Below are 13,037 nucleotides of genomic sequence, written 5' to 3'. Positions count from 1 at the left end.
CGTCGAGGATTTTTACGTCCTCGCAGCACGATGGTCCAGCGCCGCCGATTCGTGGTTAACCGGCACGCGGCCGCGAAGAGCGCGCTGGCGGGAGCACAGTAGGCCGCGCTATGGCGCAGGAATTTGACGGTATCCACCGTCTCTCCGCGCAAACGCAGTTTCAGGCGCGATGGTAGGGATGCCCAGCCAGGATGGTGGCTGCGCGGTACAGTTGCTCGGCGAGCACGATACGCGCGAGCCCGTGCGGCAACGTCATGGGTCCGAGCGAGATCTTGAGCGCCACGCGATCGGAGACAGCCTCTCCGTGCCCGTCCGCGCCACCGATCAGGAAGGCGACCGTGCGCCGCCCTTCGTCACGCTGCGCACCGAGCCAGCGGGCAAAGGCCTCGCTGCCGAAGGTCTTGCCCCGCTCGTCGAGGGCGACCATGAGATCGGCGCCTTCCGCCGCCCCGATCAGGCGCTGGGCTTCGTCTGCCTGCCGCTGCTTGGCGCTGGATTGGCGGGCTTCGGGAAATTCGGCGAGCGTGAGCGGGCCGAGCGCCACCCCGCGGCCGGCCTCGTCGATGCGTTTGGCGTATCGCTGGTAGAGTTCGCGCTCGGGCCCGTCTTTCAGGCGGCCGATCGCAACGATGGAGAGGCGCATCTCACTCCGCTCCTGCGTGAGCAGAGCCCGCGCAAGGCACGGCTCGCGCACACGCAACGCCGCTGTGCGGCAAACATCTAACGCCGCCACGCGGCAAACATTCAACGCCGCCACGCGGCGAATATCCGATACCGCTGAGGCGGCGTGCATCCCGCGGCGCGGGCGACATCGCTCCGCGCCGGATCTGCGGTCGTCGTGCGGCGGACGTCAGTGCGACGTCTGCTCGCCGGGTCTCGAGGCGGACCACATCTTCTCGAGATTGTAGAACTCGCGAACTTCGGCCCGGAAGACGTGCACCACGATGTCGACGGCATCGATCAGCACCCAGTCGCAGGTCTGGAGACCTTCGACGCGGACATTCTCGAAACCGCTGTCCTTGAGGTGCTTGCGAAGCTGTTCGGCGATGGCGCCCACGTGGCGGTCAGTCCGCCCGGTTGCGATCACCATGAAGTCGCCGATCGACGACTTGCCCTTGAGATCGATCGAGACGATCTCTTCGGCCTTTGCGTCGTCGAGCCAGGCGACGACTTTTTTAAGAAGTGGCTCCGAGCCTGCGTGCTCGCGCACGATCTCGGCGGGAGGCGCACCCTTCCGGGCGCCCTCAATGGCGGTTCGCATCTTTTTGGAAATGTCCTTTCCCTTCGATCACCAGTGCCCATCCATGCACAAGGCCATCTCAGGTGGCATCGAGCAGTTCGGTCGACCCGCGTTACATCTTCGCCGGGCTGTCGTCCACCACCCGCACGGCAGAACCGCTGTGCGGGCAACCCCAAAGATAGCCGCCGATTGCGACGCCAGCAATAGGTGCTAGTACGGAGTGTCGCACCCCCTTGCGAGACGTCGCAAGAAAGTGCGCAACAATATGAAATAACAAGACTATTTAGGGGATGGTTGCGGTCGCCGACTGCCCGCGCGAATGGCTGTTGAGGATTCGGGCGACAGCCGGAGCGTGAGGTAGGCCCAGGCGGGCGGCGCCCGGAGCGCGAGCGTGCCCGCCATCCGGTCGTCCACCCGGTAGCGTGCGAGCGCGCGGGCGGCGGGGGATGCGAGGGCCGCCAGCCGCCACTGCGGACGGTCCGCCACCACGAACGGCATCAGCGCGGCGATCCGCTCCCACGCCGCCCAGCGATGGAAGCCCGCCAGATTGTCCCCGCCCATGATCCAGACGAAGTGGACGCCGCGAAAACGCCGCTTGAGATAGGACAGCGTCACGACGGTCGCCGGCGAGCCGAGGCAGGCCTCGAAGGCCGTCACCTTGATCCGCGGATGCGTCGCGAGCTTGCGGCAGGCCGCCAGTCGTTCGTCGAGCGGCGCCAGATCGTCGTGGTTCTTGAGCGGGTTGCCGGGCGAAACCAGCCACCAGACCTCATCGAGGCCGAGCCGCTTCAACGCCTCTTCGGAGATCGCCACATGCGCGCGATGGGGCGGATTGAAAGAGCCGCCGAGCAAACCGATCCGCTGGCCGGGCTGCGCCTGCGGCGTGCGCGCGGCGATCGAGCCGAAGCTTTTGGCGAGAAGACGAGCGGACATAGGACCCGTGAATTGAGGAGCGAATGGGCCCAAACGCCCGCGCTTCCCCGGGAAGCCAGACCTTGAGAGGACAGACCGAGGAAAGGCAGAGCAAGCCCGCTATTCGGCTGGTGTAAACACCAGCCGGCTCCGAACGATATAGAGCACCACGAAGCAGATGAGCACGGCGATTGTCTTCGCGATAGCGGGTTTAAAGCCCAACCAGTAAATGCCGCCGCCCGTCACCACGGCCGTGAGCACCAGCCCCAGCAGGCCCGTTGCCATGAACTGGGCAAACAGGCGCTTTTCGCCCTTGTGGCCGCCATCGTCGCCGAACACGTACAGCCGCGACAGGCGATAGTTGAGCGCCAGGGCCGCGATGTAGGCCACGATGCTGGACAGGACCGGCAGGTCCGTCGCGTGCGTCAACGGCAGGAAAATCGCGTAGTCGAGCGCCAGACTGGTGAGGTTCACGCCCGTATAGCGCAAGAGACGGCGCAGCCGGGCCGAGCGGTCGGGCTTTGAGGGGCCACCCGCAAGGGTCGCCTGGCCTGTCGCATCGGCCGTTTGATTCACCGTGTCCACTCGTCGCTCTCCCGGAAATGGCTTGGCGTCCGTATTTACCTAGGGCAAATACCCTAGGTATTCTATATGTGAGTCTGAACGGTGCCGGTCACTGCGGTGTCATGGCTCATTTTTGAGGGGGCGCGAAGTGAGCTTAGTGTCCGACCTTAACGCGGCCGAAGGCTCCGCGATCCCCGATGCCAGCCCGGCTGGCCCGCGCGAGGGCGAAGCGTCGTCCGTCGATGCCGAGGCGATCAGATCGCTGAAGGGGCGCGACAACTGGACGAACTGGGCGCATCTCCTCCGGATCTACGCAGTCATCGCGGTCACGATTGCAGGCGCGATCGGCGCCAATATATGGCTCGCCGCCCAGGGTTACGCGTGGGGCTGGGGCGTGCTGATCAACGCATTGGCCGTGCTCGTGCTCGGCGCCGCGCAGCATCAGTTCGGCGGCGCCATCCATGAAGGCACGCACTTCCTCCTGTTCAAGGATCGCCGCCTGAACGAGCTGGCGTCCGACTGGCTGGCTGCCTTTCCGATCTACACCTCGACCTACCAGTTCCGCATCCACCATCTCGCCCACCACCAGTTCGTGAACGATCCAGAGCGCGATCCCGACATCGCTCAGCTCAAGGAAAGCGGCCACTGGCTCGATTTTCCCGTGCCGCCCATCGAGCTGCTCTGGAGCTTCGTGAAGGCGTTGTCGCCTCTCAAGCTGATGGCCTTCACGCTCATTCGCGCCAAGTACTCGGCCGTCGGCTTCGATCGCCATGCCTACGTCGATCCGGACGACCAGGGGTCGAAGTGGCCGCTGCGGGTGGGCGTCATCTATGGCGTGGCCGTCCCGATCGTGGTCTCCGAGCTGATCCGGCACGCCTACAACGAGACGGCCGTCGCGGTTCTCGTCACGGCGACTGTCGTCGCGCTCGCCTACCTTCTGATGGTGCCCGATCGCGCGTTCATCCAGACGCGCCTCGCGCCGGTGATCTCCCATCGCGCGACGATGATTGCCCGCGTGTCCTACTTCGCCGCGCTCTACGGAACGCTCACGCTCGTGTCGGTGATGGGGTGGGCGCCGGCCTGGCACTATTTCCTGCTGTACTGGGTCGTGCCGCTTTTCACGTCGTTCCCCATCTACATGATGCTGCGCCAGTGGGTGCAGCACGGCAACGCAGATCGCGGCCGCTACACCAACACGCGCGTGTTCCTGACGGGGCCGCTCGCGCGTTATGCGGTGTTCCCGTGGGGCATGGACTATCACCTGCCGCATCATCTGATCGCGTCGGTGCCGCACTACAATCTGCCCCGCCTGCACGAGCTTCTGCTGCGCGATCCGGTCTACCGCGAGAAGGGCGTCGTGCTGCACGGTTTCGTTACGTCGAACGACGGGCCGTCGGCGCTCGCGGCCTTGGCTCCGGCGCACGCGCCGGCCGCGCGCGAGCGGGCGTTCGTGGACAATGCCGCGCTCGAGTACGCCGAGCTGCGCGATGCGGCGGCCATTGCGCTCGAAGCCACCCGCTCGGCGGAAGCGCACTAGGGTCGGGCCGAAAAGTGCGGCGCGAACCACGCAGCACGGACACGAACATGGACCGAAACGCCATCTCCTCACCAATTAGTAACCGCTCTCGGGAATGGTAGAGGGCACACGCGCGGCGCCGGCATCACTCGGGGGGCGGCGGTGCTCTGGGGCGAACCACATGACGGCGCGTGACGAACTCGAAATCCTGATTGTCGAGGACAGGCAGGTGATGCTGAAGATCATTCGCCGTCTTCTCGTCCAGCTCGGCTATGCGCACATCGACGAGGCCGTCAACGGCCTGCAGGCCATCGAGAAGATCCATCAGAAGCACTACGACCTGATCCTGTCCGACTGGAACATGGACGGCATGAGCGGCTTCGATCTCCTGAAGCAGGTCCGCGCCGAGCCCGCCACGCACGACACGCCGTTCGTGCTCGTGACGGCGGAATCGAAACCGGAAAACATCCTCGCCGCTAAAGCGGCCGGCGCCACGGGCTATCTGGTGAAGCCCTTCAAGCTCGACGTGCTGGAAAAAACGCTCGACGGCGTCATGGCCCGCACCGGCTTCGTCTCGCTGACGACGGCCGCGTAAGCGTTCCGCCGGTCTCTGCCCATCTCCGCGCGAACACCCGCTCGTAATCCTGAGCGGCGTCCGATCCACGCAACCGTGACGCCTGCCTCGCCGACGCCGGTCGCGCGGGGCCGACGCAAATCGCAATCGCGACGTCCGCCATTCAGCTCTGTGTCAGCCGCCTATGGCACCTAGCATGAGGTGTCTTTGAGCCTGCAATCACGTTGCTGACCCGCAGCGCTCGCAGCTCCGGCGATGAGGAAATCATGCTGCTCCTGAAGAAGAGTCGGACTAGTACGGCGATGCTGGCCTGCGCGATTGCGGCCTGCGTCCCGCTGGGCGCTCGCGCCGGCCCACCGTTTCTGACCGACGACCCGGAGCCGACCGAAACAGGCCATTGGGAGATCTACGCGCCGTTCATCGAAGGCGATGGTCAGCACAACAGTTTTCAGGGCTCCACCGGCGTCGAGCTGAACTACGGCGCCGTGCGAGATCTGCAGATCACCGTGGGGCTGCCGGTCGATTTCAGTCATGACGACAACGGGTGGCGTTCGGGCGCCGGCGATCTCGCCTTCTCGGCCAAGTACCGGTTCTACAACAACGAGGCGGCCGGCCTTCAGATTGCAGTCTTCCCCGGCATGACGGTGCCAACCGGAACCAACGGCATGGGCGCCGGGACCGTCACCGGCCTCCTGCCCGTCTGGATCCAGAAAGACCAGGGCCCCTGGTCGATCTTCGGCGGCGGCGGGTATGCGATCAACCCCGGCGCAGGCAATCGCAACTTCTGGACTGGCGGTCTTGCCGTGACGCGGAAGCTCGGCGAGCGGCTCGTGCTCGGAGCGGAGGTCGAACGCCAGGGCGCCGACACGGACGACGGCCGCGCCACCACCAGCCTCGGCGTGGGAGGCACCTATCAACTGCAAACGGCCCTGACGGTGCTCGGGTCTGGCGGTCCCACATTCGAAGATCGGGACGGCACGAGCGGCTATCACGCGTACCTGGGGCTGCGGCTCGATTACTAGCGGATTGAAAGATGCGATTGGACGACGTGCGTCACGCGACGAGCATGAGCAAGGTCCCGGCGGTGACGCTGGGATTCTGGATCATCAAAATTCTGGCAACGACACTCGGCGAAACCGCCGGCGATAGCGTCACGATGAGCTGGCTCGGCGAGACCACGCCGGACGCCGGAGGCGTGAGCGGCTATCTGATCGGCACCGCAATCTTCGGGGCGATCCTGCTGGTGCTGGTGTGGATGCAAATTCGCGCCCGCAGCTTCAATCCATGGCTGTACTGGGCCACGATCATCGCATCCACCACGGCCGGCACGACGCTCGCGGATTTTGCGACGCGGTCGCTGGGGATCGGGTATCCCGGAGGCTCCATTCTGCTGCTCGCGCTCGTCCTGCTGTCGTTGTTGACGTGGTACCGGAGCGAGGGAAGCGTATCGGTCGACACCGTCGTCGAGCCGCGGGTCGAGCTGTTCTATTGGGTGACGATCACCTTTTCCCAGACCCTGGGCACCGCGCTTGGCGACTGGATTGCGGACGCCGGGCTTGGCTATTCGGGAGGAGCGCTCGTGTTCGGTGTGGCGCTTGCGATAGTGGCCGGGCTCTATTTCTGGACGACCCTATCGCGCGTTGCGCTGTTCTGGGCTGCCTTCATTCTGACGCGTCCGCTCGGCGCGACGGTGGGAGACTTTCTCGACAAGCCGCTCGACAAAGGCGGACTGGATCTCAGCCGGCCGCTTGCGACCGCCGCGTTGGCCTTGGTGATTGTGACGCTGATCCTCCTGTTTCCACAGAAGCCCGGGCAACACCCGGCTTAAGCGGCACGCGCGCGATACGGCGTCGAACTAGTGCGGCAGCGCGGCAATCGATTCGCACATTTCCATGAGGCCCGTGAGAGCGTTGTCCGCAAACACCGGCTTGTCCGAGTAGCTGTCGAGGCAGGCAACCACCTCCGCGAGCTTGATGTCGGCCGTCTTGAACTTATATGCGGCGGTCCAGGCATCCTTTTCCGCTTGCGTGGCGTGGCTCCAATCGGGCGCCTTGCTTTTCTGATCGAGCGGCGCCGATAGGGCAGGTCCCGCCGCAACCATCAGAACGGCCCAGATGGCGACATGTGCGGTCTTCATGGACACGGCCTCATCGCGACTTCCAACGCTCGTGGAGTGTGTCGAATTCGCCTTCCCCCGGCAAGTCAGTTCCGCTTGGGCCGTCGTCTATATTTTTCCGCTCAGAGCGTGATGGCGCGCTGCCGTCTAGCTCGTCTTCCTTTCGAACGTGTCGCGCGCCTTGAGCACGCGGCTCATGTTTGCGACAGCCCACTCGACAACCGGCGCCATCGCGACGTTGAGAGAACGACCGAGCGGCGTCAGTTCGTACTCGACAGTCACGGGCACGGTCGGAAAGGCGCGCCGGGTCAACAACCCATCCTGTTCCAGCGCACGCAGGGTCTGCGAAAGCATTTTTTGCGAAATGCCGTCGATCTCCCGTTTCAGGACGCTGAACCTCTTGGGTCCGCCCTCGAGCAGGGAGAGCACAAGCACGACCCACTTGTCCGAAATTCGGTCGAGAAGCTGTCGCGTGGGACATCCGGCGGCGTACGGGTTCCATTTCACGGAATCGCCCTCAACAGATTGCTATAGGTTACCAATGGGTACCTAGATATCAATATAGTGCCTTCTATACAACGGGAACTAGCGCGCCTAGATCCTCTCCGTTGGCGGCGAGATGCTCATGAGGTGCGTGCCTGATGAGGTGTTGACCGCCGAATACCGCGATGCAGCGAGACCAGGAGGATCACATGTCGGACCCAAAAGCAGTGCTGGCAGAGTTTGGCGCGAAGATTTTCGAGAAGAAGGAATTCTCGGCTCTTAGCGACCTCATGCGGAAAGACTACGTTCAGCACAATCCGCTCGTTCCGCAGGGCCGCGAGGGATTTCAGGAATTCTTCGAGGCCTGGTTCAGGGCGTCACCGGATTTTAATTATGAACTGCAGCAGATCGTGTCGGAGGACGACAAGGTTTGGGCCTATGGAATCTATTCCGGGACGCACGCCGGAGCGTGGCTGGGTATCCCTGCCACCGGCAAAGCGTATCGGTTCGCCGCGGTTGACATCTTTCGCGTGGAGAATGGCCAGCTTGCGGAGCATTGGGATGTGCTCGACGTGTACAGCCTCTTCAAGCAACTCGGCACCATCGGCTAGCGCTGCTAAACAAGCGAGGGCCGCGCGTTCCAGGCGCGGCCTCGAACAATCGGCGCATGCGCCGATTTAAGCATTATCGAAGACAATCCACTGGACGGCATCAACCCGATCGCAGATCCTGCCATTCGCGTCGAAGTTGCCATGAAGACCGGCAGCATCGATATAACTGCATTGAGCCAGTGAGGACCACCAGTGAGGATCAGGTGAGCGCCCGTTCCGGAGTGCTGTCCCGTACCCTTGGCAGGGTGATCGCGGGAGTTCGGTTCCTGTTTCTGGCGCTGGTGAGCGCGTGGGGCACGCTGGCCATCCACTATTCCAATCTGCCGTGGCCCTGGCTGCGCACGGCGCTCGCCGTCGCTTTCGCGGCCTTCGCGATCTGGGCGCTCTGGCTGTCGCGGCCCCGGCGCACGACCGCATTCGCCGTTCTGTTCCTCGGCGTGGTCGCGTGGTGGATCTCCATTGCGCCCTCGCACGATCGCAATTGGCGTCCGGAAGTCGCGGTGATGCCGCGAGCGACGATCGACGGCGATCGCGTGCGCATCAGCGGAGTTAGAAACTTCGACTTCCGCACCCGCGACGATTTCACGGCGCGGTATGAGGATCGCGAGGTGCAGCTCTCGCACCTCAAGGGCATCGACTTCTACGTCTCATACTGGGCTGAAGGCTGGGTCGGGCACACGTTTCTGAGCTTCATCTTCGACAATGCGCCGCCACTCAGCATCTCCATCGAAACCCGCCCCGAGGTGGGCGAGGGCTTCAACCCGATTGCCTCGCTCTTCAAGCAGTTCGAATTGATCTACGTGGTCGGCGACGAGCACGACCTCGTGGGCCTGCGCGTCAATCATCGCCAGGAGACGGTCTACCTCTACCGCCTCAACGCCACGCCTGAAGACGCGCGCCGGCTCCTGATGGTCTACCTGGAGCGGATCAACGAGCTGGCTGACCGGCCGGAGTTTTATCATCTGTTGAGCAACAGCTGCACGATCAACATCATCCGCTACGCGAACGCTGCGGGGCGCGAGGGCCGGTTCGACATCCGCCATCTGCTGAACGGCCTGATCGACAGCTACCTCTATCATTCGGGTCGCATCGACACGACGCTGCCGTTCGATGAATTGCGCCGCCGATCCCTGATCAACGACGCCGCGAAAGCCGCCGATGGCGCGCCCGATTTCTCGGACCGCATTCGCGCGTCTTTGCCGACCGTCTCTCGCTGAGATAAGCGGAGACGCTCACGCCCCCGCTGGAGGTGCTGCGCTGCGTGCCTAAACCGGCCGGATCTGCCCGGAGCCCCGCACCACGTACTTGAAGCTCGTGAGCTGCTCGACACCCACCGGCCCGCGCGCGTGCAGCTTGCCCGTCGCGATGCCGATCTCCGCGCCGAAACCGAACTCGCCGCCGTCGGCAAATTGCGTCGAGGCGTTCCAGAGCACGATGGCGCTGTCCACCTCGGTCAGGAAGCGCTGCGCCACAGCTTCGTCTTCCGTGATGATCGCGTCCGTATGCTGCGAGCCATAGCGGGCAATGTGCGCCATCGCCCCGCCGACGCCATCCACTGTCTTGACCGCGATGATCGCATCCAGGAACTCGTGGCCGTAGTCGTCTTCGGTCGCGGCGTTGACGCGCGCGTCAGCCGCCTGCGCCGCCGCGTCGCCGCGCACCTCCGCGCCGGAGGCGATCAGCGCCTCGATCAGCGTGGGCAGGGTGGAGGCCGGTGCGTTGCGATCGACCAGCAGGCATTCCGTCGCCCCGCACACGCCCGTACGCCGCATCTTGGCGTTGACGACCACGGTGCGCGCCATGTCGAGATCGGCCTTGGCGTCCACGTAGGTGTGGCAGATGCCTTCCAGATGCGCGAACACCGGCACGCGCGCTTCATCCTGCACGCGCTGCACGAGGCTCTTGCCGCCGCGCGGCACGATAACGTCAACGCAGCCACCGAGGCCGCCGAGCATGTGCCCGACCGCCTCGCGGCTCGTCGTCCCGACATACTGGATCGCGTCCGCGGGAAGCCCGGCCGCCGCGATGCCTTCCGCGATGCAGGCGTGAATAGCGACGCTCGAGTGATGGCTTTCCGAGCCGCCGCGCAGGATGGCGGCATTGCCGGACTTGAGGCTCAGCGCGCCGGCGTCCGCCGTCACGTTGGGGCGGCTTTCGTAGATGATGCCGATCACGCCGATCGGCACGCGCACGCGCTCGAACTTGAGACCGTTGGGACGCGTCCACTCGGCCAGCACCGCCCCGACCGGATCGGCCAGCGCCGCTACGTCTTCGAGCCCGACGGCAATGGCTTCCACGCGCTTGTCGTTGAGCACGAGCCGGTCGACGAACGACTCCGGGCGGCCCGCGGCGCGTGCGGCCGCGACATCCTTCGCGTTCGCGTCGAGGATCTTCTGGCGGTCGCGGCGCAGCGCCTTGGCGGCATTCAGAAGGGCGGCATCCTTGGCCGCCCGCGGCGCCAGCGCCAGCACATGCGAGGCCTTGCGCGCGTTCGTGCCGATGGCGCGCATCAGCGCATCTGTTCCGCCGTCAATGTCGGTTGCTTTCTGCATGGCTCGTATACTTCGGGTCGCTGAGGGCTGACGTCAATGGAGTTGGGGCCGGGTTTCCGGCAGGTCGCACGACAGGAGCTAGCGATGCAGCGCCATGTCGTTGCGGTGGATCAGCTCTGGCCCACCCTCGAACCCCAGGATTTCGGCGAACTCGGAAGACTTGTGGCCGAGAATGAGCATCGCTTCCCCATGCGCGTAGGCCGACAGGCCTCGCCCGAGCTCGCGCCCGTCGGGTGCACGGATCACCACCGCATCGCCGCGCTCGAAGCTGCCTTCCACCCGTCGCACGCCCGCCGCCAGCAGGCTCTTGCCCGCCACGAGCGCTTTTTCCGCGCCCGCGTCGATGTGCAGTGTACCGCGCGCTTCGAGCTGCCCGGCGATCCAGCGCTTGCGCGCCGTCACCGGGTCCTGCTTGGCCAGGAACCACGTCACCTTGCAGCCGTTCGTGATGGCGCGCAGCGGATGCAGCACCTTCCCCGTCGTGATCACCATGTTCGTGCCGGCCCCGAGCGCGATCCGCCCGGCCTGCACCTTGGTCTTCATGCCGCCCTTGGAGAGCTCCGTGCCCGCGTCGCCCGCCATGGCCTCGATCTCGCCCGTGATCTCGGTCACGAGCGGAATGTGGCGCGCGTCGGGGTTGTCGTTCGGCGGCGCCGTGTAGAGCCCGTCGATGTCGGACAGCAGCACGAGGCAATCGGCCGACACCATGCCGGCCACGCGCGCCGACAGGCGGTCGTTGTCGCCGTACTTGATCTCGGCGGTGGCGACCGTGTCGTTCTCGTTGACGACCGGGATGGCCTTGAGCCCGAGCAGCGTTTCGATGGTGTGGCGCGCGTTGAGGTAGCGCCGCCGCTCCTCCGTGTCGCCGAGCGTCAGCAGGATCTGCGCCACCGTCAGCCCGCTCTGGGCGGCCAGCTCCTGGTAGGCGTGCGCGAGGCTGATCTGCCCAACGGCCGCCGCCGCCTGCGACTGCTCGAGCGCGAGCGGTCCCTTCGGCAGGCCGAGCTTGTGCCGTCCAAGCGCGATCGAGCCGGATGACACCAGCACCACGTCGCGTCCCTGGCGCACCAGCTCCGCCACGTCGGCGACGAGCGACGCCAGCCATTCGGACTTGAGCGTGCCCGTGTCGCGGTCAGCCAGCAGCGCCGAGCCGATCTTCACGACGATCCGGCGCGCGTTCGTCCACTCGGGACGGGCGTGAGAGGCGTCGGTGGTTGCGGCGGGGTGGGACATGGACAATGCGCTGATCGAAGGAGCCGGGGCCGGAGGCAGGGTTGAAGATGTGTGGCGCTGTCTAGCATGCGCGTCGTCCGCGAGGCGAGACTCCCTTTGGCGCGCGGTTTATGTCGCGCACCGCATTGATGTGCGCCGGCCGCGGGGCCGGGTGCGGGAGGCTCTGCGGGCCACCGTGAAACTACCTAGTCCGGCGCGTTTTTGAGCCCGTAAACCGGGCTCCAAATGAGTCCGGCCTTCACAAGTTGATTCACCCAAACGCCTTAACCCGATCGCCGCGCGCTCGAATTGCCGAGTTCATTTGTTGTCGCAATTTTACTTGGAAATATTGTGCCTTTTCAGTCGTCTAAGTATAGCCGCAAGATAAACGAAGCAGTATGATGGCTGCGTTGTTTGCATCGCACCAAGCAACGCCACGCCCATAGCAAACCCCAAAAAATGGAGTTCTCATGAACCTCCAAGAGCAGCGCTTTGCCTGCTTGCGGATGGCGATGGAGCTCGGCTGCAAGGCCGACTCGATCGTTCAGCTTGCAAGAGAAATGAGTGAGTTCATCGAGGGTGCACCTGCTGTCGCACCCGCTCCCGCCCCCGTGGCGGAGGCCAGGCAGCCAGAAGCATCCGCCGATGCCATCGCGGCGTGCGGAACGGCCCTGACTGAGCCGTTCCCGGAAGTTGAAGCTGTTGCCGAAGCTGCCGCTGAAGAGCCGGCTGCCGAAGCGGAGATTGAGGTTGCTGCCGAGGCCGCGGCCGAGGAAGCGCCTGCGGAAGAAGCGGCCGCCGAGGAAGCCGCCGTTGAAGTCGCGGCCGAGGCTGCCGCTGAGGAACCGGCTGTCGAAGCCGCAGTCGAAGCGGTCGCTGAGGAAGCTCCCGTGATGGAAGCGGCCGCCGAAGAACCGGCTGCCGAAGAAGCTGCACCGGCTGGTGACGGCGAAGGAGCGGAAGCACCCGCGGCTGTGGAAGCAGCTTCGGAAGCCTCCGAGGAGGCCCCTGCTGCGGAAGTCGCGGCCGAGGCCACGTCTGAGGCGGCGCCCGCCGCTGCCGACGCTCCCGCCGAAGTCGTAGCCGAAGCCGCATCCGAGGAAGCCGCCGCCGAAGCAGCACCCGCTGCAGAGGAAGCACCTGCTGAAGTCGCCGCCGACGCCGCATCCGAGGAAGCCGTCGCCGAAGCAGCACCCGCTGCAGAGGAAGCGCCTGCCGAAGTCGTAGCCGAAGCCGCGTCCGAGGAAGCCGCCGCCG

Annotated in this window: 14 protein-coding genes and 1 pseudogene; 7 read left to right on the top strand and 8 right to left on the bottom strand. The window is 65.0% G+C overall.

Annotated features, from left to right (window positions below; all coding sequences use genetic code 11):
• Positions 1-160 precede the first annotated feature (160 nt).
• The 4 genes from rlmH to K2Y42_RS19350 form a co-directional block, all read right to left on the bottom strand.
• A complete protein-coding gene (gene rlmH / locus K2Y42_RS19365; protein ID WP_291155836.1) occupies positions 161-643 on the bottom strand; it encodes a 23S rRNA (pseudouridine(1915)-N(3))-methyltransferase RlmH in 483 nt (160 codons plus the stop codon).
• Positions 644-850: 207 nt separating this feature from the next.
• Positions 851-1,261 carry a ribosome silencing factor gene (gene rsfS / locus K2Y42_RS19360; RefSeq protein WP_291155833.1) on the bottom strand — a complete coding sequence of 137 codons (411 nt, stop codon included), beginning with the start codon at positions 1,259-1,261 and terminating at the stop codon, positions 851-853.
• A 258-nt stretch (positions 1,262-1,519) separates the two neighbouring features.
• Positions 1,520-2,173, bottom strand: coding sequence for a nicotinate-nucleotide adenylyltransferase (locus tag K2Y42_RS19355; RefSeq protein ID WP_291155830.1), 654 nt, complete (start codon positions 2,171-2,173; stop codon positions 1,520-1,522).
• Between the two features lie 99 nt (positions 2,174-2,272).
• Positions 2,273-2,737, bottom strand: a complete 465-nt coding sequence (locus K2Y42_RS19350) for a GtrA family protein (RefSeq protein WP_291155827.1) — start codon at positions 2,735-2,737, stop codon at positions 2,273-2,275.
• Positions 2,738-2,864: 127 nt separating this feature from the next.
• Between K2Y42_RS19350 and K2Y42_RS19345 the strand changes: the two genes are divergently transcribed.
• From K2Y42_RS19345 to K2Y42_RS19330, 4 genes are all read left to right on the top strand, one after another.
• Complete coding sequence (locus K2Y42_RS19345; protein ID WP_291155824.1) at positions 2,865-4,253, top strand: fatty acid desaturase; 1,389 nt, start codon at positions 2,865-2,867, stop codon at positions 4,251-4,253.
• Between the two features lie 160 nt (positions 4,254-4,413).
• Positions 4,414-4,827: a response regulator gene (locus tag K2Y42_RS19340; protein ID WP_291155821.1), complete on the top strand. Its 414-nt coding sequence runs from the start codon at positions 4,414-4,416 to the stop codon at positions 4,825-4,827.
• A 245-nt stretch (positions 4,828-5,072) separates the two neighbouring features.
• Positions 5,073-5,828, top strand: a complete 756-nt coding sequence (locus K2Y42_RS19335) for a transporter (RefSeq protein ID WP_291155818.1) — start codon at positions 5,073-5,075, stop codon at positions 5,826-5,828.
• 44 nt (positions 5,829-5,872) lie between these two features.
• Positions 5,873-6,634, top strand: coding sequence for a hypothetical protein (locus K2Y42_RS19330; RefSeq protein ID WP_291155815.1), 762 nt, complete (start codon positions 5,873-5,875; stop codon positions 6,632-6,634).
• A gap of 27 nt (positions 6,635-6,661) precedes the next feature.
• Here the strand turns inward: K2Y42_RS19330 and K2Y42_RS19325 are convergent, their stop codons facing one another.
• Positions 6,662-6,943 carry a hypothetical protein gene (locus K2Y42_RS19325; RefSeq protein WP_291155812.1) on the bottom strand — a complete coding sequence of 94 codons (282 nt, stop codon included), beginning with the start codon at positions 6,941-6,943 and terminating at the stop codon, positions 6,662-6,664.
• 126 nt (positions 6,944-7,069) lie between these two features.
• Positions 7,070-7,429, bottom strand: coding sequence for a helix-turn-helix domain-containing protein (locus K2Y42_RS19320; protein ID WP_291155809.1), 360 nt, complete (start codon positions 7,427-7,429; stop codon positions 7,070-7,072).
• A 185-nt stretch (positions 7,430-7,614) separates the two neighbouring features.
• Between K2Y42_RS19320 and K2Y42_RS19315 the strand changes: the two genes are divergently transcribed.
• Together K2Y42_RS19315 and K2Y42_RS19310 are read left to right on the top strand one after the other, a co-directional pair.
• Positions 7,615-8,016 (top strand): ester cyclase, encoded by a 402-nt coding sequence (locus K2Y42_RS19315; protein ID WP_291155806.1) that lies wholly within the window; start codon positions 7,615-7,617, stop codon positions 8,014-8,016.
• Positions 8,017-8,219: 203 nt separating this feature from the next.
• On the top strand, positions 8,220-9,233 hold the full coding sequence (locus K2Y42_RS19310; protein WP_291155803.1) for a DUF4105 domain-containing protein: 1,014 nt from the start codon (positions 8,220-8,222) through the stop codon (positions 9,231-9,233).
• Between the two features lie 48 nt (positions 9,234-9,281).
• Here the strand turns inward: K2Y42_RS19310 and K2Y42_RS19305 are convergent, their stop codons facing one another.
• On the bottom strand, positions 9,282-10,568 hold the full coding sequence (locus tag K2Y42_RS19305; protein WP_291155800.1) for a glutamate-5-semialdehyde dehydrogenase: 1,287 nt from the start codon (positions 10,566-10,568) through the stop codon (positions 9,282-9,284).
• A 78-nt stretch (positions 10,569-10,646) separates the two neighbouring features.
• A complete protein-coding gene (proB, locus tag K2Y42_RS19300; RefSeq protein WP_291155798.1) occupies positions 10,647-11,801 on the bottom strand; it encodes a glutamate 5-kinase in 1,155 nt (384 codons plus the stop codon).
• A 449-nt stretch (positions 11,802-12,250) separates the two neighbouring features.
• Between proB and K2Y42_RS19295 the strand changes: the two are divergent.
• A pseudogene (locus tag K2Y42_RS19295) lies at positions 12,251-13,037 on the top strand (hypothetical protein); the annotation flags it as partial.

This window comes from Hyphomicrobium sp. (genome assembly GCF_019744875.1).
In the GTDB taxonomy this organism is placed as follows: Bacteria; Pseudomonadota; Alphaproteobacteria; order Rhizobiales; family Hyphomicrobiaceae; genus Hyphomicrobium_C.
This window is presented reverse-complemented; position numbering and strand designations above follow the sequence as displayed.

Excerpts from the sequence above, each read along its gene's own strand:
- K2Y42_RS19340 (WP_291155821.1), top strand. The coding sequence starts at position 4,414 with ATGACGGCGCGTGACGAACTCGAAATCCTGATTGTCGAGGACAGGCAG.
- proB (WP_291155798.1), bottom strand. The coding sequence starts at position 11,801 with ATGTCCCACCCCGCCGCAACCACCGACGCCTCTCACGCCCGTCCCGAG.
- K2Y42_RS19335 (WP_291155818.1), top strand. The coding sequence starts at position 5,073 with ATGCTGCTCCTGAAGAAGAGTCGGACTAGTACGGCGATGCTGGCCTGC.
- K2Y42_RS19355 (WP_291155830.1), bottom strand. The coding sequence starts at position 2,173 with ATGTCCGCTCGTCTTCTCGCCAAAAGCTTCGGCTCGATCGCCGCGCGC.
- K2Y42_RS19315 (WP_291155806.1), top strand. The coding sequence starts at position 7,615 with ATGTCGGACCCAAAAGCAGTGCTGGCAGAGTTTGGCGCGAAGATTTTC.
- rlmH (WP_291155836.1), bottom strand. The coding sequence starts at position 643 with ATGCGCCTCTCCATCGTTGCGATCGGCCGCCTGAAAGACGGGCCCGAG.
- K2Y42_RS19305 (WP_291155800.1), bottom strand. The coding sequence starts at position 10,568 with ATGCAGAAAGCAACCGACATTGACGGCGGAACAGATGCGCTGATGCGC.
- K2Y42_RS19330 (WP_291155815.1), top strand. The coding sequence starts at position 5,873 with ATGAGCAAGGTCCCGGCGGTGACGCTGGGATTCTGGATCATCAAAATT.
- rsfS (WP_291155833.1), bottom strand. The coding sequence starts at position 1,261 with ATGCGAACCGCCATTGAGGGCGCCCGGAAGGGTGCGCCTCCCGCCGAG.
- K2Y42_RS19325 (WP_291155812.1), bottom strand. The coding sequence starts at position 6,943 with ATGAAGACCGCACATGTCGCCATCTGGGCCGTTCTGATGGTTGCGGCG.